Source organism: Veillonella intestinalis, assembly GCF_943192895.1.
GTDB classification, from domain to species: Bacteria; Bacillota; Negativicutes; order Veillonellales; family Veillonellaceae; genus Veillonella_A; species Veillonella_A intestinalis.
Window position 1 is genome coordinate 68,324 of record NZ_CALPCB010000005.1, and the last position, 18,922, is coordinate 87,245.

Here is an 18,922-nt window from a genome sequence, read left to right on the forward strand (position 1 = left end):
ATGAGTCAAACACCATTGCTCAGTCCCTATGGCCTACTTGGCAAAACCTTGGGGCACAGCTACTCCCCTGAAATTCATAAAGCCCTTGGCAATACGGCCTATACGCTCTTTGAACGCTCACCACATGAGTTAGCACAATTTCTAGCACAGCCTGAATTAAAGGGCCTTAATGTAACAATTCCATACAAACAAGATGTAATGAGTGCCTGTCAAAGTCTATCTGACACTGCTAAGCGCATTGGCTGTGTCAATACCATGGTACGTCAAGCCGATAACAGTTGGTACGGTCATAATACAGATTACGATGGTTTTATTTTCATGTTACAACGGGCTCACATTACTGTAAAACATAAGAAAATACTTATCCTTGGTGATGGAGCTACCTCTCATACCGTTCACATTGCCCTTGAAGATTTAGGTGCTCGTGAAATCGTACATTTATCCCGCAAAGCGTCTCCTTTCTATGAAGACGCACCACAGCACGGCCAAGATACAGATATAATCATTAATACAACACCCGTAGGGATGTATCCTAACTGCCCTGACCAGTTAATTTCCTTAGCTGATTTCACCAATCTTAGTGGCGTTGTAGATGTAGTATATAATCCGTATCGTACCGCTTTACTCATGGAAGCCGAGCAAAAAGGAATTCCTTATAGCGATGGTCTACCTATGCTCGTGGGACAAGCTGTGGCAGCCGCCACTTTATTCCAAAACACAACCTTTGGTCCTGAAGAAACAGAAAAAATTATTACTAATCTGCGAAAAAAACAAGAAAATATCATTCTTATTGGTATGCCTGGGGTTGGTAAGACCACAGTGGGGCAAAGCTTAGCTAACCAATTTAAACGACCACTAATTGATTGTGATGTTGAATTTGAAAAGCGCTATAGCCATCCTGGCGAATATATTGCTACCCATGGTGAAGCTGAATTCCGTAAAAAAGAAACCACCTTATTACAAGAGCTATGCAAAACAACCGGCGCTATTATCGCTACTGGCGGAGGCGTTGTAACTCGTCCTGAAAATTATCTAGCCCTACGCCAAAATGGTCGTATCTATTGGCTCCGTCGTCCATTAACGAGTCTAGCCACTGATAATCGTCCCCTCTCCCAAGGAGGCCTTCAGGCTTTAGAAGCACTCTATAACAAACGCGAACCTTTATATACTGCTTTTTCACAATACGCAGTAGATTTCACAAACCCAGAAGAAGGGGCTCAGCACATTGAGGAGGAATATCATGCACATTTTAATTCTTAATGGTCCTAATATTAATCTACTTGGTCTACGAGAACCTGAAATCTATGGCTCAACCACCTACGAGGATTTAGTCCATCAACTGCGGGAATACGCAGAGTCCCTTGGCATTTCAGTAAGTTTATATCAAAGCAATCATGAAGGTAGCTTAGTCGATCGCATTCAAGCGGCTCGTTTTGATGTAGATGCTATCATAATCAATCCCGCCGCCTATAGCCATACTTCTATTGCTATCTTAGATGCCTTAAAAGCCGTTCACCTACCTACGGTAGAAGTTCATATCTCCAATCCTAAAGAACGTGAAACCTTTCGCCACCATTCCTATGTAAGTGAATATGCTGAAAAAATTATTATGGGTCAAGGTGTAGCTGGCTATAATCAAGCTATTGATTACTTAGTGAACACCTATAAAAGAGCGTAAACTTCAACATTAAACATTAATCATTAAACATTGATCATCAATCATCTATAACTAAATAAGCGCCAATTACTCATCTTACAATTAATATACCTATGTATAACAACAGCTCTTTCTAGAGAATCCTAAGGTTACAAACTTTGTTTGTGGCCTATGAAGGTCTCTAAGTAGCGCTGTTGTTTTTTATTGTTTTTGTTGTTTTACTATATTATTTTTGCTGATTTAGTTCTATTTTTTATTTATTGATTTTTTTACTTTTTTGTATCTTTATATTTTACCTATTTGATTGTTAAATTCTAATTTCATAAAGATAAAATGAATACCGATACACCTAATCATCAAAAGCAATATAATCCCCATGCAAATCATTAGTATTTAACTCTTTTTTAATTATTTAGTGAATTTTCTATTGAAAATTCATAACTCATTCGGTATAATATCTCTTAGGTATCCTCTACAGGTGTACCCCCCTCCGGTAATTTATACGTCTCCAAAAGACACATATAAATTACCGGAGGGGGACATATCAATAGATATATATTTATATTTAGGGGGATTAATTATCATGACAAAAACAAAATCTTTAAAAACACTTTCTTTAGCCTTAGCTGTAGCAGCTTTGACTGGTACTATGACAACAGCCTTTGCAGCTACTAATGTAGTTGGTACAGGCAATGGCGTAGCCTTTGGCGAAGGTGCTGTAGCAACTAAAAAACCAGAAGGTTCTGTTGCTCTTGGTACTAATGCAGATGGCGCCTATAAAGGAAGCGTCGCTATCGGTAATAATGCCGCTCCAAGTGGTAATGATGCCATCGCCATTGGCACAGACGCCCACACAACAGCATCGCCTAATGCTATCTCCATTGGTAAAAATGCTGCAACATCTTGGACCAATAACATTGCTATGGGTACAGATTCCATATCCCAAGGTAGAGAAACTATTGCCATTGGTCATGAGTCTTTTGCAGATGGCGGTGAGGCCGTTTCCATCGGTGTAAAGAGCTCTGCTCAGGTTAAACAATCTGTTGCCTTAGGTAATGAATCCGTTGTTGAACGTAAAGCCACTGCTGGTGTTGCCGTTGGCCATAAAGCTAATGTTAGTGGTAAATATGGCTTAGCAATGGGCGATGAAGCCATCTCCTCAGGAAACTATTCTGCAGCAATTGGCACTAATGCAAAAGCTGAAGGCACTAAATCCTTAGCCTTCGGTCATGGTGCTAATGCTGTATCTGACAACTCTATTGCTTTGGGTAATGCTACTTCCGCTAACGTAGCAGATACTAAAGCTGAAGAATCTTATTTGAGCAAAGAAGCTTATACTTCTGAAGAAGCAGGCGTTGTGTCCGTAGGTAATGCGGACTCTAATTTATATCGCCGTATTACTAATGTAGCTGGAGGTGCTGCTGACCACGATGCAGTAAATGTATTACAATTAAAATCTTTAGAATCCAATCTTAATGATAAAATTGAAAACCTAGATTCTACTAGCGCAACTATTGGCGGTAACACAACTATCAACGAAGGTGGTATTACGGTTACATCTCCTGAAACTGGTAACACTACAGTAATTAATGGTGACTCCGTTACAACAACAACAGTTAATGCTGACAAAGTTGTAGTTGGTGGTAATACATATATCACTAAAGATGGTATAGATGCTAATAACCAAACTATTAAAAATGTAGCACCTGGTGTAAATGGTACAGATGCAGTTAATCTTGATCAATTAAACCAAGCAACTAGCACTTTGAACTCCTCTATCAGTCATTTAGAAACTAATGTTAAAAAAGTAGCTGCTGGCTCCGCTGCATTAGCTGCTTTACATCCATTAGATTTTGATTCTGATGACAAATTAACATTCGCTGTAGGTTTCGGGGCATACAAAGGTGAGCAGGCTGCTGCTATCGGTGCCTTCTACCGTCCAAATGATAACTTAATGTTCAGCATTGGTACTGCTTTAGGTAACTCCGATAACCAATACAATGCTGGTCTTTCCTTCAAATTCGGCGATTCTTCTCCATACACTAACATGAGCAAAGCTGATATGGTTAACAAATTAGAAACACAAGAAAAGAACATGGCTACATTACAAGCTGATAATGCTGAATTAAAAGCTCGTTTGGCTAAATTAGAAGCATTGGTAGCTGGTAACTAATATAGTCTAAATTAATACTTTCTAATTTAATTAAAACAAATTTAATTAAGAGTGTGAAACTAGAAAAGGTTCCACTTCATAGAGGTGGAGCCTTTTTATATAAACAATAAAATTTAAAAGAAAATAATGAATATATGAGAAATTTTTTCTTCCTATACTCATTCCAAAGAGAAATCCCTAGGACAAGTCCTAGGGATTTCTTTTTTCATTTCAAACTATCACATATTCAATCAATATCTAAGTTAATATTTTGAAACTAACGTATATTTAATTTTATTTTTGAACTACTAACGCTTCTAGCTTAGCTAAGCGATCTTTCAATGTTTCAATTTCTTGATTCTGCTTTTCTAATTTAGTCGCCATCTCTGTCTTACTCATATTAGTGTATGGCGAAGAATCACCAAAGCGGAAGGAAACGCCAGCATTGTATTGATCATTGGAATTACCAACTGTAGCACCTAAACTGAACATCAAGTCGTCATTGGCACGATAGAACGCACCAAGAGCCGCTGCATGTTCGCCTTTGTAGCCACCAAAACCTACGGCAAAACTCAATTTATCATCAGAATCAAAATCTAACGGGTGAAGTGCTGCTAAAGCGGCAGAGCCAGCTGCTACCTTATCGACGCGATTGCTCAAACGATTGACAGCAGAACCTACATTGTTAACACCTTGTGCAACTTCATTTAATTGATTCATGTTAACTGCATCTGTGCCCTTAACACCAGGCGCTACGCCAGTAATCGTTTTATCACCAGCATTTAAACCGTTTTCAGAGATATATGTATTGCCACCAACTACTACTTTATCAGCATTTACTGTACCCGTAGTAATCGTATCACCAGTAATCTTTGTAGAGCCTTCACCGTTCGGATTTTTTACCGTAATACCATCTTTATCAATGATTGTATTACCACCAATCGTTGCTTTTTCAGTGGTAAGCTCTTTACCATTATTATTGATAGCTGTGTTGATTTTAGAAATGTCACCTGCAATATGTTCAGCTAAACCTTGAAGTTGACCTTCCGTAGCCGCACGGTCAGCTTTAATAGTTTCAGGTTTATCAGGAGTCCAAGTTGTATTTGTTAAACCAGTGATTTCACCTTTACCATCTTTACCGTCAATCGCTACTTGACCAACTTGAGCCTTCTCTTCAAGGCTTACTTTGGTAGACCCATCAGCTTGCGCCTCTACTTTTACACCAGTTTTATCATCGCCCACTACATTAAGTTTTGCATTGCCATTTTCATCAGTGGTAATGAAATTATTAACATTTTCAATTGCTTTAGTAGCTTTGTCGTCTAAGCCAATAGATACTTGAGCACCCTCTCCAGTAGAAGTTACATCAACTTTTGTAAAGGAACCACCTACGAAGTTTACTTTTTTCGCCCCACTAATGGTAGCCTTATCAACACCACCACCTTGGATAGTCCACGCACCTGCCTGACTTAAGCTTGTAGGATCTACACCTAAAGTTTCAGCCAATTTAGTAGCATCAATACCGTAGGAAATCACATTGCCTTCACGTGTAATAGTCAAACCTTTATCAGCTTCTTTTACATCAAAGGTAATTTCTGGTGCTGTATCACCATCAAGAGCAATGGTTGTGCCTTCACTATCTGCAGTGCCACCTTTAATCTTAAAGCCTTGTGCCAATTTACTGGAAAGAGAATCACCTGCATTAGTTACATCGTCCTTAGTAGCAATATTTTCAATAGTAAATTTTTCATTGTCATTGCGACTAATTGTCAATGTATTACCTTCAAGCTTAGCACCTGTAATGTATTTATCTTGCAAACCATCTACAGTTACAGTACCAGTTACACCATTAGACTCTGTATTTAATGTAATCGTTCCGGTACCATCAGTATTATAAGTAGCGGTACCATCTTTTACTACTGTATCAATCGCATTAATCGTATATTTGGTATAACCAGCTGTCACATCAGTATCAATGGAGCTAATATTAGTGCCTTTTACCATTTCTACTTTAGCCGCTTTTAACTGAGCTACGTTCACCGCATCAGTGTCTAATGAACCAGCTGCTACATTGGTAATTTGACGAGACCCAGCTGGCATGAGCTGATTATTAAGCGTATATTCATCATTACCTATCGAAACAGCACCATATGTCGATTTCCAAACAACAGACTCATTTGTAGAATCCAAACCAGTTAACGGATCATAACCAAGTTTTTCACCCTTTGCACGATTCGTTACAGAGTAAGCACCAAGAGCTACACCGCTATCATGTTTAGCATTTGCCTTTTTACCTAAAGATAAGCTATCAACCTTAGTAGCATAGCTCGAATGCCCAAAAGCAGCCGCACCCTCAACTTTGGCACGAGTATCATAACCTACTGCTGTTGCTCCAACACCAATGGCACTTGAAAGGTCACCAATAGCAATCGCCCGAGGGTCAACATCTGGTAATGATGGATCAAGTACTCCATTTCTATAGCGAGGACCTTTCTCAGCTTTAGCTTTATAACCAATAGCAATCGAATTTCCCACAAGCGCACTAGCACCATTGCCTATAGCCACACTCCATTTACCTGCTTCAGTAGATTTACCAACAGCAACAGCTCCTGAGTCAACAGCTGCAGCAACAGGACCTATAGCGACGGCATTATCTCCTGTAGCCCCGTCATTAGCCAAATTACTCACCTTTCCAGCTTTCTTCTCAGCGCTAGATATAGTCTCATTAGTTAATTTAGAGTTAACAGACATGTATTTTACAGGTGTAATGGAGTCAATTTTAGCTTTAACATCATTGGATAAGCCCACAATCATACCATTAGCAGCTGCTGTAGTGGTCACATTGCCATCACCAGTAATGCTGAAGTTTTGAGTAGCTAAGTTCACTGTACCTGTGCCAACATTACCACTGAATTTTAAGTTAACATTACCAGCATTTTTAGCTAATGTAGCTACATTTTTTAACTGTGCTACGTTTACTGCATCTGTATCTTCAGTGCCAGCTGCCACATTGATAATCTGACGAGTCAATGCACCAGATTTACCAACAGAAACTGCACCGCCAACAGATTTCCACGCTGGGGAGGTTAAGCTAGAGTTTTGACCGGTCAATGGGTCATAGCCAACAGAGCCAGCAGCACGATCGGCTAAGGATTCCCAACCTAATGCCACAGAGCTAGTAGCCGAAGCATTCGCCAATGGTCCTAATGCCATGGACACATCACCTGTAGTTGCTGCTTGATCGCCTAAAGCAACAGAGCTTCTAGCGTCAGCCTTTACATCACTACCAATAGCAATAGCTTGCGGCTTTTCAGCTTTTGCCTTAGACCCAATGGCAACGCCTTTATTGAGAGATGCTGACGTATTATCCCCAATGGCCACTGCGTAGCCATTAGCATATGCATTTTGCCCAATTGCCACGCTTACTGAACCATCAGATTTAGAGTCTGTACCAATGGCGATTGAATCTTTCTCATCAGTAAATGCATTGGTACCTATCGCAATAGCATTCATAGCATGTGCCTTTGCCGTACTACCAATAGCCACAGCAGCAATGCCTGCTACTTCTGATTTTTTACCAATGGCAATGGACTGATTATATAAAGCCTTAGCTTCTTCACCAATAGCGATAGAGTCCTCAGTATTAACTGACGCCCTTGAGCCTGTACCAAGAGCTACCCCTCTACCTTCACCAACTGTATTATCTGCAGCCCATACAGCCGTTGTGACACTGCCAGTTACGGCAGCTACTACCAATGCTAAACCTAATTTTTTCATTTGTTTTAAATCTTGAGACACTAAAGATTCCCTTTCTTAATAAACCACTAATTTCACTAAACAACACATTATTAACAACTTATTATTTTTTGTTTTTATCCTATTTTATCTTTTTTATAAAATAGTCCATATTCTTAACAATAACCTTACTATAAATCAATTTATCTGATTTTTTATTAGCATCAATCAAATTAATCAGATATTCATATAAGGCTGCCTTCTAATAATAATCTATACATTTCGATATCATCAATCAAAAAAAAGTTCATAATCTCCTAAAAAGTCTTTTTGTGGTAGACATTCACAAATTTTCTACTTTATCCCAATATAATCCCTCTAAAATAATATGTTTTTAATTTTCAAGACATTCCACTCTACGTGTACTCAAATCAAAATTTACACGAATCGTGTATCCATAAATTAACTGCTAAAAAACTGCAACGTTACATCAATCTGATGTAACGTTGCAGTTCTCTATATCTATTCAAATTATTCTCTTCTCTATTTTATCAATCCCTCAGGTCTAGCCCCCGCTGAGTCCTGAGGAATTATTTCACCCAATTAGTAAGACCTATATTGCTTCACTTAAAACGTGATTGTCACATCCACATATATTATATTTACAATAAATTATGCCTATGTTTTAAATGAACCAAGCCATATCGTCTGTCATATCTTTTGGAGTGAAGGCTACTTTATGACGCGGCATATGTTTACGCGTATGACTATCTACTAAGTGAATTGTAGAGCGAATCTTGCGTACTACAATGTTTTCTGGTTCTGTTTCATAAATTATAACATTTTCAGGAACATCGCGTTTAATTACAAGATTACAACCAATGCGACTACCACTGCCAACTAAAATATCACCGAGTACCTTAGTCCCAGCGCCAATGAGCACATCATTGCCCACTGTAGGATGTCGTTTCACACGCCTAGAACTCATACCACCAAGGGTTACACCATGAAATAAAGTTACATTATCACCAATAATCGCCGTTTCACCAATCACAACTCCCATGCCATGATCGATGAATAAACCTTTGCCAATCTGTGCACCCGGATGTATTTCAATCCCAGTCACATGGCGAGAATGTAAAGCAATCCGACGGGCTAATAATTTATAGCCACGTTTATATAAGCGATGTGCAAAGAAATGCCAAAATAAAGCTGTAATATGTGGATAGGTCCACAACACCATCAATACGGACGTGGCCGCTGGATCTGAATCCATTACTCGCTTAATATTATAGCGAATCGATTGCCAAACTTCTTTCATATACCCTCCTAGCCAGTAAATCCCTAGCCTCTAACACTATACCCAATACGCGGTCAATTTATTCTCTCTTCTCAAATCCCTAATTAAGCTTTTACATATTCTACGTCATCAAATTCAAGCATAGATAAATATTTTTCTACTCCATCTGGAGCAATCGCTACTACTGGTACGCCAGGATTTTTAGCGCCTAAATCTTTGGCAACTTTAATAGCTGCACCAGCAGAAATACCAATACTAATGCCGCTTTCACGCATGAAAGTCTGAACTTGTGCAATAGCATCATCATCAGTAACTGTTACCACTTCATCCATAAGGGATTTATCAAAGTTTTCTGGAATAAAGCCAGCACCGATACCTTGAATTTTGTGAGCGCCACCTTTACCTTCAGAAATCATAGGTGAACCAGCTGGTTCAACAGCAACGGCTTTCACATCCGCTTTCTGTTCTTTTAATTTACGAGCAACCCCTGTAAAAGTACCACCAGTACCAACACCAGCAACTATGATACCTACATTAGGTACTTGTTCAATAATTTCTGTAGCTGTTGTTTCATAGTGAATACCAGGGTTAGCAGGGTTCACAAACTGGCCTAATGTAACAGCACTTGGATTAGCATCTAAAATTTCTTGTGCTTTTGCCAAAGCCCCTTTCATACCCGTTGCTTTTGGTGTCAAAATAAGCTGTGCACCATACGCTTTTACTAACTCACGGCGTTCTTTACTCATGCTTTCAGGCATTAAGATAACTACTTTAATACCCAATACTGCACCTAACATAGCTAAAGCAATACCAGTATTACCAGATGTAGCTTCTACTAAAATAGTATCTGGTTTAATCAAACCTTTTTCTTGTGCATCTTTTAACATGCCATATACAGCACGGTCTTTAACGCTACCACCAGCATTATATTTTTCTAATTTTACAAATACATTAGAATCACCAATTTGATAAACTGGCGTATTACCAATTAATTGTAATGTATCATTTACAGGTTTTGTACTCATATTAATCATCGTTCCTTTCATACAGAGTATCTCTCTTCTCTAATAGAGTATTTCTCATTTCAATAAAAAAAGCCCTTGGTCACTTTTGTGACCAAGGGCGATATATCGCGGTTCCACCTTGTTTCATTTGATCGTGCGCACAACCAAACCTCTACTGTACAGGTCAAACAATGTACTTAGAAATCAAACTCTCACTGCTTAACTGTATACAGATTCGCTGTAACGGGCGACACCCGAAAAGGACTCCCCTAATAATTAGCTTTGCCCTTATAGCTCCGAGATGCACTTCCACATATCTTTCATGACCCGCTTTCACCATCCGGGCTCGCTGCACATAAACCAATATGTGTACTTTTCTCTTCCTCGCTATGATTCCTATTCAAACCATATGCCTACTATAACACTATGAATTAAAAGTGTCAACTGTAAAATTTAACTTTTTGATTTTATTGTTATATTAACTAACAATATTTATAGTTCCTTATAAATTATATACTGTAAGGAAAGAACAGTCTATAAGAATAGACTGTTTTCCTGTTATACATATATAAATTTATGCTCGGTATAACCTATCGTAAATAGAAAACATATCCTTAGCAGGACATAAATAAAGCAAGACTACAGGGCCTGTAATTCCCGGTCAATAGAGTCCCTCATCTATTGGCTCTTCACAGGCCAAAGCCTCACTGTGAGCTATCACATAACATACTGCGTATGCTGTATTACACTCTCCGAAATAGTCATACCTATCATCTATTCGTGCTGGTTTAATACAAAAATTGATAGCTTTAAAATCTATATTAATTATAGCAAACCTTTTGTGTATAAGGAATATCTAAAATGAATTTGTCACATAAATAGTCGTATCAATTCTGCATAATAAACGTCAAAAAATGGTTTTTCTGAATCCAAAATACCAATCTATTCTCAATTACCCATTTTAAAGCAAATATGTGCCGTTTACCAATAATTACCACAGTTCATCGTTTCGTGTAATTATAAACCCTTAAAAACGTCCTAAAAATGTCAAAAACATTGATGCAATCCAATTTTATTCTTATTTTCTCATATTTAAAATTTTACACACGCCCCACGCTCTGTTGTCTCTATATTGATACTGACAGTAGCTAAGAGTATCAATATCCATCTATTACCTAAACTCATATTTAGCTTGACTTTTATTGGATACAATACGACTAAACTGCTTACTGACGCTTACTGATATAATGCATTCACTCAAAAAACACTCTTATTCCTTATATCTTTTATTCCTTATATAACAAATATTAACTCAGGTATAAACTCTAATAAGTACCAACTTAGATACAAAAAGACTGTAATCTGTGATAAGTTTGTACTATCTTGATTACAGTCTCTTTGGTGCATTGTAGTTTGTAAAGCTCTTTTCTATAAACTTTACATTCGTATATGTGTTGTGAGTATATTATAGGTTACTCTATTTTATATTATAGATGTTTTGTGTTTTTGTGTGTTTTTGTGTGTTTTTGTGTGTTTTTTGTGTTGTATTTATTTTGTGTTTATTTGTGTGTATGTTGATTAGTGTTGTTTCAAGTAAAAAGGGGATTATGTATTATAGTCTATGCATTCATAAATAGACCTGCTTGTGGAGCTGGCGGATTCTGCGGTCTCTTTTCAGAATTCTGATCAGGTTTTACAGTCGCTGGCTTTTTTGCTTCTTTTTTAGGTGGCATTGTTTTTTTCGCATCAGGCTGTACTTTTTGCTCACCTCTTGGTTTTACCATGTTACCATCTTTTGCTTTACGCTGTTCATAGTCATTGGCTAAGGCAACTCTACGTTTTTCTTTAACATCAGCATTTACCTTTGTCTGTGCTTTATCTTTAGTTACCTTAACAGGCTCTGCACCTGGCTCATTACCTGGTTTTACCTGATTTTGTTGATTGTTAATCGGTGCTGCTACCTTTGGCTGGTTACCTTCACGATTTTTTACAGCTTTATCTTGATTTTGATCAGCTTGTTGCCAAATCGCATTATTTGCCTGACCTTTTACTTCATTAAAATCTTGTGCATTTACTAAAACCCCAAAGGAATTAGCCCACAGCGTGACCGCAGCAAGAGGAACCATCAATACAAACTTACGTTTCATAACTATACCTCCTAGTACAAAAATATGCATAATTTTACATTTTCATAGAGCTAATTACTGCCCTATTTACTCTCTATATTCCGTTGTTATCTGCTAAGCAATGATTAGCATGTGTACATAATATCGCCATTCAGTGAGATAAAAATGAATTTTCTCATGAACATTTTGTGAACTTCTTCATAATTCTAATTCTAAAGCTAAGATGAATAATTATACTGCAACAAAAAAATTCTAATAGCTTTACACTATTAGAATTAATCATTAATGGGCTCATTCTGCTCACTATATAACAGGCTTCTTCTACTCACTATATAATGTACTTATTCTGTTCATTATATTATTACGCCCTTTATCCTATTATCTTACTATAGGCTTAACAAGATTATCTACAAACTATAAGAAAGCCATAATATGTATAAAAAGAAAAGTGCCGTTGCCCTTAGGGAGGAGGCAACGGCAAGTTGTTCGTACATATCTGTACTCACGATTAGGTATAGGTATTTAGAGGTTTAACAAGTGGACTCACCCATAAGTACTTCCGGGATAAAGAATTACTTCGAGCTGTAACGCCCAGTTCTGAATAACTGTTAGTTACTGTTCCCTTGTTATGAACCCATTATAACATGTAAATCTAAAAAGTTCAATACATAAAATTTATTTTTTTCGATTTAATTTAAAATTTTCCATATAACAACATCAATCAAAGCTAAATCCCTGATTTTACCTATAGATTCTATACTATTTTAATTTTGGGGCCAACACAGTTAGGGCTGTTTCAAACATATAACGATAGCCTAATTCATTAGGATGCACATCACCAGCATATAAGATTTCACCCCGCTGATCCGCTTCAGCAATCGTAGCATAGAAATCAATATATGTAATCCCATGATTCTGACAATATTGTTTTAATTGTGTATTATATGCCACCAAAACAGCGTCTTCCCCATCAGGATCACAGTCAATCTGAGGCGCTAAACCTATAATGACGTCCGCTCCCACTTTTTGTATTCGTTTCACCGAGCGCAACATATTAAAATAACAATCCTCAGCTGAGCGACCATGCAAAATATCATTGGTGCCACCCATGATACATACTATATCATAAGTCTGTTCACTCAATACCCGTTCTACATTGTTAAAAATGGCTTGCAAAGTAGCCCCATCTACACCAGCATTCACAATTTGCCCGGCCTTGCCTAGCTCCTGCTGTAACAATTCAACCCAACCTTGCCCATAAGGAACATCATAGCCACGAGTCAAACTATCACCAATACATAATATGTTCTTCATTGTATCACCTACTTCGTTCCACCTGTTTCGCCTAACCTTATGCCTTAGTGCCTTTTAAGAGAGGGTCTACTGTCCCATTAAGCTCAAAGGCCTTAATACGATCAATACAAGTACCACAAGTGCCACAAGGAGTATCGCTCCCTTCATAGCAACTCCAAGTCAATTCATAAGGCACCTTAAGATCCAGACCAACCTTCACTAATTGAGCCTTATTTTTGGCCGCAAAAGGAGCTACTACCTGCACCTTATCATAGGTACCAATAGAAATCGCTTTTGCCATAGTACTAACGAATTCTTCACTGCAATCGGCATAAGCATTACCAGCCGCATCATCGGCATGAGCGCCTAAGTAAATCTGCACTGTATCATCAGGAAACAGGCTCATGCCCAAACTAGCTACAGCAGATAACATCAAGCCATTGCGAAATGGCACATAGGTACTCACCATTCCTTCTCCCTCTTCTTCGATTTGCTCAGCATAACTCTTATGTGCAATCTCTTCGGTGGAACCTTGCAACAATGAACAATTAGAATATTTTAAAATTTGAGACACATCTAATTCATAATGTGGTACTTCATAATGAGCTGCTATGTTACGTGCACATTGCAATTCTTTATCATGTTTTTGTCCATAAAAAATTGAAACGGCCGCCACATTGTCTTTGCCCAACTGGTCAATGGCTAAGGCCAAACAAGTTGTCGAATCAACGCCACCACTAGATAAAACAATTGCTTTCATAAGAACATCCTTCCCATCTATCGCTTACAGTATTGGTTAACTATTTGTTATACCATCTAATACATCTAATAAAAGTAGCCAAAATAAGGGCGAATCTTCTCCGATTGCCCTTATCTATAGCTCTATTATTATCATATCACATGGTGCAAGTCTCTAAAAACTGCCCCAATAATTGTTGCATTATTTTACAATCTTCTGCTTCACCGATGGTAATGCGCAGCCATTGAGGCCGTAATCCTACACGAACTTGATAACCCGCTTGTAGCCACATATCAGCTACAGCCTTTGCCTCTTCTGGGGATTTAAATTCTACAAATAAAAAATTCGCTTCACTGGCATAATAATGGAGGCCTTTTTCTGCTAAATACGCTTCCCAACCTGCACGAGCCACTGCATTGGCCGCCACTACACGACGAATAAACGCTTGGTCTCCCAATGCAGCTTCCGCCGCCACTTGTGAAACGCTATTTAAGTTATAGGGTAAACGAATGGTCTGTACATAATTCACTAAAGCTTTTCCTAATACTAAATAGCCCACTCGGTAATTAGCTAAACCATACGCTTTGGAAAAGGTACGCATAATCCCTATATTTTCAAACTCAGCCAATAATGGAAGCGCACTCGGCGCTTCAACAGAAGAAACAAATTCAATATAGGCCTCATCAATAAGCACCAAAACATCCTTAGGGATTTGCTTCATAAATTTACGAATGGCCTCCACAGATACATAGGTACCTGTCGGATTATTAGGATTGCAAAGCCAGACTAATTTTGTCGTTTCATCAATAGCATCTACCATTCCCTCTAAATCAGTAGCCCCAGTCACTTCATTACAAGGTACCCCTTTAATAATGGCCCCTTCCAACTGACCATTAAGGGCATATTCTGAAAAGGTCGGCGTACTGATGACGATAGAATCGCCAGCAGTCAAAAAGGTACGACTTAATAAGGTAATCACCTCATCTAAACCGACACCAATAACTAAAGACTCTGCCGGAACTTTAATAAAATCGGCAATAGCCGTGCGAAGCGAGGTAGCGTAACCGTCAGGATATTGGCTACAATCATAACTATTTACATAAGCGAGTACCGCCTCTTTTACCTGTGACGATGTGCCATAAGGATTTTCATTGGCTGATAAACGAACCAATTTCGTTAATCCTAACCGCTCTTTCAAACGACTAATTGGTTCCTCCGGAATATATGGTTTTAATTGTTGAATACTCTCTTTCATAGCCAATCCTTTCTAACACGTATACTACCTATTACTTATAGATTTTCAATTTTAGGGCGATCCGTAGTCTTACTCACCAAGCCTTCGCGCTGTGCTAATTCCTCAGTAATCGCCTCATAAGGAACGCCTTTTTCAACTAACAATACGAGCAAATGATATAGCAAATCGGCCGTTTCACTCACCAATTCATCAGTACCCTCATTCTTAGCAGCAATCACCACTTCCGTCGCTTCTTCGCCGACTTTCTTCAAAATCTTATCTAAACCTTTAGAAAATAAATAGTTCGTATAAGACCCTTCTTTTGGCGTTTCTTTGCGGTTTTGAATAATATCATATAATTCAACTAATTCTTGTGCCATGCTTAGTTCTCTCCTTCCAAGGGGATTGTGTTAAAAAAACAACTCCTAGCCCCAGTATGACAGGCAGGCCCCTTAGGAATCACTTCTAACAACAAAGTATCGCCATCACAATCTAAGGCGGCTCGAACTACTTGTTGCGTATGCCCACTAATGCCACCTTTATGCCATAGTTCTTGACGGGAACGAGACCAAAACCAGGTTTCTTTAGTCTGTAAAGTCCGCTCATAGCTTACTTCATTCATCCAAGCCACCATGAGCACTTCTTTCGTATTTGCATCAACCACGACGGTGGGCAATAGGCCTTGTCCTTTTGCAAAATCAGGTGTCATCCATCTTACTCCTATCAAATCATACCTTTCAAATTGTATTTTTCAAATCGTATGCTTCCTATCGTATTCTTCATAGCGCACTCTTCATAGCGCACTCTTCATCTCGTACTTTTCCTATCATACCATTCATACTATATAACTTAACGGACTGGTATATTATGAGCGCGCAAGGCCTCTTTCACATCCTCAATTGTTAATTCTTGGAAGTGAAAAATAGATGCCGCTAACGCTCCTGTCACTTTAGTTTGTTGAAATACCTCCACAAAGTGTGCCACCGTACCTGCCCCACCAGAGGCAATAATCGGCACCTGCACTAAATCACCTAAGTTTTTATATAAATCAATATCAAAGCCCGATTTAGTACCATCTTTATCCATGCTAGTTACAAGCAATTCACCAGCCCCTAGCCGAACCGCTTCCTGTGCCCATTCATAGGCCAGTTTATCCGTCTTTTTACGGCCACCATGCGTATAAGCATAGCGTTTACCCGTTTCAGGGTCAGTCTTAACATCAATGGCAACTACAATGCATTGATTGCCAAATTTTTCAGCCCCTTCACGGATAAGTTCTGGATTCGCTAACGCCGCAGAATTCAAAGAAATTTTATCCGCCCCTGCTTGCAATAAACGTTGCATATCGTCGACAGTACGAATGCCACCGCCAACAGTGAGCGGCATAAATACTTCTTTAGATATAGCGGAAATTACATCCTTAAAAGTGCCTCGCCCTTCTGTCGTAGCCGTAATATCTAAAAATACTTGCTCGTCAGCACCCTGCGTTTCATAGGATGCGGCTATGGCCACTGGATCACCTACATCCACAAGATTCACAAAGTTTACGCCTTTTTTTACACGACCATTATCCACATCTAAGCAAGGAATAATTCGTTTTGCTAACATAATTCCTCCTCTAGCGCTACTACATCCGCCAAGGTTAAAGGCCCTTCATAAAGCGCTTTACCTACGATGCAATCAGTAAGCCCTTTAGCTCTTAAACTGATAATATCTTCCTTATGTCGAATCCCACCAGAGGCAATGATAACCGCTTTAGGAAACAACCTTTGTAAATCAGCGAGTAGTGTTTCATTAGCCCCTGACATAGTGCCATCACGGCTAATATCGGTGACTATAAAGTAAATGGCCCCTGCTGTTATCATTTCACGAATTAAATCAACCATAGTCACTTCTGACTGTTCTAGCCAGCCTTCGGTTGCCACTTTACCGTCAATGCCATCGACACCGATAACAATACGTTCAGCCCCGTAAGTCTTAAGCATACGTTTCGTAAAATCTGCCTGTTTCAGTGCCACTGACCCTAAAATAATTCGATTAACCCCTGCCTCCAAATAGGCCTGAATAGTTGCTTCATCACGGATACCGCCCCCCACTTCCATAATGCCTGTGAAAGCTTGACGAATGCCTACAATGGTATCATAATTAACCGGTTTGCCCGCTTTAGCCCCATCTAAATCAACTACATGAAGGGCCTTAATGCCCGCTTTCTCATAGGAAGTGGCTTGATCGACTGGATTGGGATTAATCACGACTTCTTGATTAAAGTCGCCTTTAAATAAACGCACACTTCGTTTATTTTGTATATCAATGCCAGGAAATATCATGTAAACCTCCTCAATAGCGCCTACAACTTTACACAGCGCCACATAAACTACCAAACTGTTTTAACAAACGAAGTCCAATGGCCGCACTCTTTTCAGGGTGAAACTGCATACCATAAATAGATCCTCGCCCCACAATCGCTGGTATCGTAACGCCATAATCAGCAGCAGCTACTATATATTCATCATCACAACAAGCATAATAGGAATGAACAAAATAAGTATATTCATTATCCACAAAGCTAAATGGACTGGCGGGCTTATATACTCGGTTTTGATTCCAACCTGTATGTGGCACCATAAGACCTAAATCAGTAGGAATGGCTTCTACTGTACCTGGAATTAAACCTAACCCCGCTGTCTTGCCATATTCCGTAGACGATTCAAAGAGAATCTGCATACCTAAACAAATCCCTAAGAGGGGCGTTTCCTTAGCGGCTACGTCTTGTAATACAGGCACTAACCCCCTTTGGGTGAGCGTTTCCATAGCCTGTTTAAAAGCACCTACACCCGGCACAACCACCCCATCGGCCTTAAGAATTATCTCCTTATCCGCTGTCAATACAGTAGGAATGCCTAAATGGGTGAACGCCTTTTGCACATTAAATGTATTCCCTGCATCATAATCCACTATTGCAATCATATCTATCCTTTACTCTACACAGTTAAGCTACCCTTGGTGGAATTAATGCCTACAATATCTGCATTAAATGTAACCGCCTGTCGCAACGCACGGCCTGTAGCCTTAAACATACTTTCAATAATATGATGGGTATTACGACCATACTCATTGCGCACATGAAGGTTCATTAAGCCATTCATAGCTAAAGCTTGAAAAAAATCTTCCACCAATTCTGTTTCAAAATTACCACCTAATACAGGGGTGCTAAGCGCCGCTTGATACACTAAATAAGGGCGACCACTTAAATCAATAACCACCTGAGTCAATGCTTCATCCATCGGTACCCACGCATTGCCATATCGTTCAATTTGCTCTTTAGACCCTAGGGCTTGCGTTAAAGCTTGCCCCAAAGCTAAGGCTACATCCTCTACCGTGTGATGCGCATCAATATAGGTATCCCCTTTGGCCGTAATAGTCAAGCCAAAGCGACCATGTTTGGCCAATAAGGTAAGCATATGATCTAAAAAGCCGATCCCCGTCGCAATGTCTACCCCGGTCTGCTCATCTAAATTGAGACTAACTTCTATGTTAGTTTCTGCAGTCACTCGTTTCACAACGCCACAACGCCCCGCACGCTGGCTAACCGTATCAGCCGTAACCAAATTGTTTGTATCAGCCGCAACCAACCCTTTCATATCCATAGCGTTCCCTTTAGTATTACCTAGTGGTATCTCTT

16 protein-coding genes and 1 other annotated feature are annotated in these 18,922 nt (G+C 39.1%); of the genes, 3 read left to right on the top strand and 13 right to left on the bottom strand.

Translation table 11 applies throughout. The features are described from left to right. The 3 genes from NFR27_RS05090 (at position 1) to NFR27_RS05100 (ending at position 3,830) form a co-directional block, all read left to right on the top strand. Positions 1 to 1,260 (top strand): shikimate kinase, encoded by a 1,260-nt coding sequence (locus NFR27_RS05090; protein ID WP_251441883.1) that lies wholly within the window; start codon positions 1 to 3, stop codon positions 1,258 to 1,260. Then, positions 1,241 to 1,678, top strand: coding sequence for a type II 3-dehydroquinate dehydratase (gene aroQ / locus NFR27_RS05095; protein ID WP_251441880.1), 438 nt, complete (start codon positions 1,241 to 1,243; stop codon positions 1,676 to 1,678). Before NFR27_RS05090 ends, aroQ begins: the two co-directional genes overlap by 20 nt. Positions 1,679 to 2,240: 562 nt before the next feature. After that, entirely contained in the window at positions 2,241 to 3,830 is a 1,590-nt protein-coding gene (locus NFR27_RS05100; protein ID WP_251441877.1) for a YadA-like family protein, read from the top strand. A gap of 273 nt (positions 3,831 to 4,103) precedes the next feature. Here NFR27_RS05100 and NFR27_RS05105 read toward each other — a convergent pair whose 3' ends face one another. From NFR27_RS05105 to hisB, 13 genes are all read right to left on the bottom strand, one after another. After that, positions 4,104 to 7,586, bottom strand: coding sequence for a YadA-like family protein (locus NFR27_RS05105; RefSeq protein WP_251441874.1), 3,483 nt, complete (start codon positions 7,584 to 7,586; stop codon positions 4,104 to 4,106). A gap of 643 nt (positions 7,587 to 8,229) precedes the next feature. Beyond that, complete coding sequence (gene epsC, locus NFR27_RS05110; RefSeq protein ID WP_251441871.1) at positions 8,230 to 8,865, bottom strand: serine O-acetyltransferase EpsC; 636 nt, start codon at positions 8,863 to 8,865, stop codon at positions 8,230 to 8,232. Between the two features lie 83 nt (positions 8,866 to 8,948). Next, positions 8,949 to 9,890 (bottom strand): PLP-dependent cysteine synthase family protein, encoded by a 942-nt coding sequence (locus tag NFR27_RS05115; RefSeq protein WP_251454692.1) that lies wholly within the window; start codon positions 9,888 to 9,890, stop codon positions 8,949 to 8,951. A 69-nt stretch (positions 9,891 to 9,959) separates the two neighbouring features. Continuing rightward, positions 9,960 to 10,242 (bottom strand) — a binding site (T-box leader). A gap of 1,225 nt (positions 10,243 to 11,467) precedes the next feature. Further along, the gene (locus NFR27_RS05120) at positions 11,468 to 11,995 is read right to left on the bottom strand and encodes a hypothetical protein (protein ID WP_251441866.1); all 528 of its coding nucleotides are present in this window, start codon (positions 11,993 to 11,995) and stop codon (positions 11,468 to 11,470) included. A 738-nt stretch (positions 11,996 to 12,733) separates the two neighbouring features. After that, entirely contained in the window at positions 12,734 to 13,288 is a 555-nt protein-coding gene (locus NFR27_RS05125; protein WP_251441863.1) for an SGNH/GDSL hydrolase family protein, read from the bottom strand. A 37-nt stretch (positions 13,289 to 13,325) separates the two neighbouring features. Beyond that, a complete protein-coding gene (gene queC / locus NFR27_RS05130) occupies positions 13,326 to 14,027 on the bottom strand; it encodes a 7-cyano-7-deazaguanine synthase QueC (RefSeq protein WP_251441860.1) in 702 nt (233 codons plus the stop codon). 136 nt (positions 14,028 to 14,163) lie between these two features. Then, positions 14,164 to 15,261, bottom strand: coding sequence for a histidinol-phosphate transaminase (gene hisC, locus NFR27_RS05135; protein WP_251441856.1), 1,098 nt, complete (start codon positions 15,259 to 15,261; stop codon positions 14,164 to 14,166). A gap of 35 nt (positions 15,262 to 15,296) precedes the next feature. Next, a complete protein-coding gene (gene hisE, locus NFR27_RS05140; protein WP_251441853.1) occupies positions 15,297 to 15,620 on the bottom strand; it encodes a phosphoribosyl-ATP diphosphatase in 324 nt (107 codons plus the stop codon). 2 nt (positions 15,621 to 15,622) lie between these two features. Beyond that, positions 15,623 to 15,949, bottom strand: a complete 327-nt coding sequence (gene hisI / locus NFR27_RS05145) for a phosphoribosyl-AMP cyclohydrolase (RefSeq protein ID WP_251441850.1) — start codon at positions 15,947 to 15,949, stop codon at positions 15,623 to 15,625. A 140-nt stretch (positions 15,950 to 16,089) separates the two neighbouring features. After that, the gene (gene hisF, locus NFR27_RS05150) at positions 16,090 to 16,848 is read right to left on the bottom strand and encodes an imidazole glycerol phosphate synthase subunit HisF (RefSeq protein WP_251441848.1); all 759 of its coding nucleotides are present in this window, start codon (positions 16,846 to 16,848) and stop codon (positions 16,090 to 16,092) included. Next, positions 16,842 to 17,567, bottom strand: coding sequence for a 1-(5-phosphoribosyl)-5-[(5-phosphoribosylamino)methylideneamino]imidazole-4-carboxamide isomerase (hisA, locus tag NFR27_RS05155; RefSeq protein ID WP_251441846.1), 726 nt, complete (start codon positions 17,565 to 17,567; stop codon positions 16,842 to 16,844). The genes hisF and hisA overlap by 7 nt, the downstream gene beginning before the upstream one ends. A gap of 28 nt (positions 17,568 to 17,595) precedes the next feature. Then, entirely contained in the window at positions 17,596 to 18,207 is a 612-nt protein-coding gene (hisH, locus tag NFR27_RS05160; protein WP_251441834.1) for an imidazole glycerol phosphate synthase subunit HisH, read from the bottom strand. A 14-nt stretch (positions 18,208 to 18,221) separates the two neighbouring features. Further along, positions 18,222 to 18,881: an imidazoleglycerol-phosphate dehydratase HisB gene (hisB, locus tag NFR27_RS05165; RefSeq protein WP_371875194.1), complete on the bottom strand. Its 660-nt coding sequence runs from the start codon at positions 18,879 to 18,881 to the stop codon at positions 18,222 to 18,224. Positions 18,882 to 18,922 lie beyond the last annotated feature (41 nt).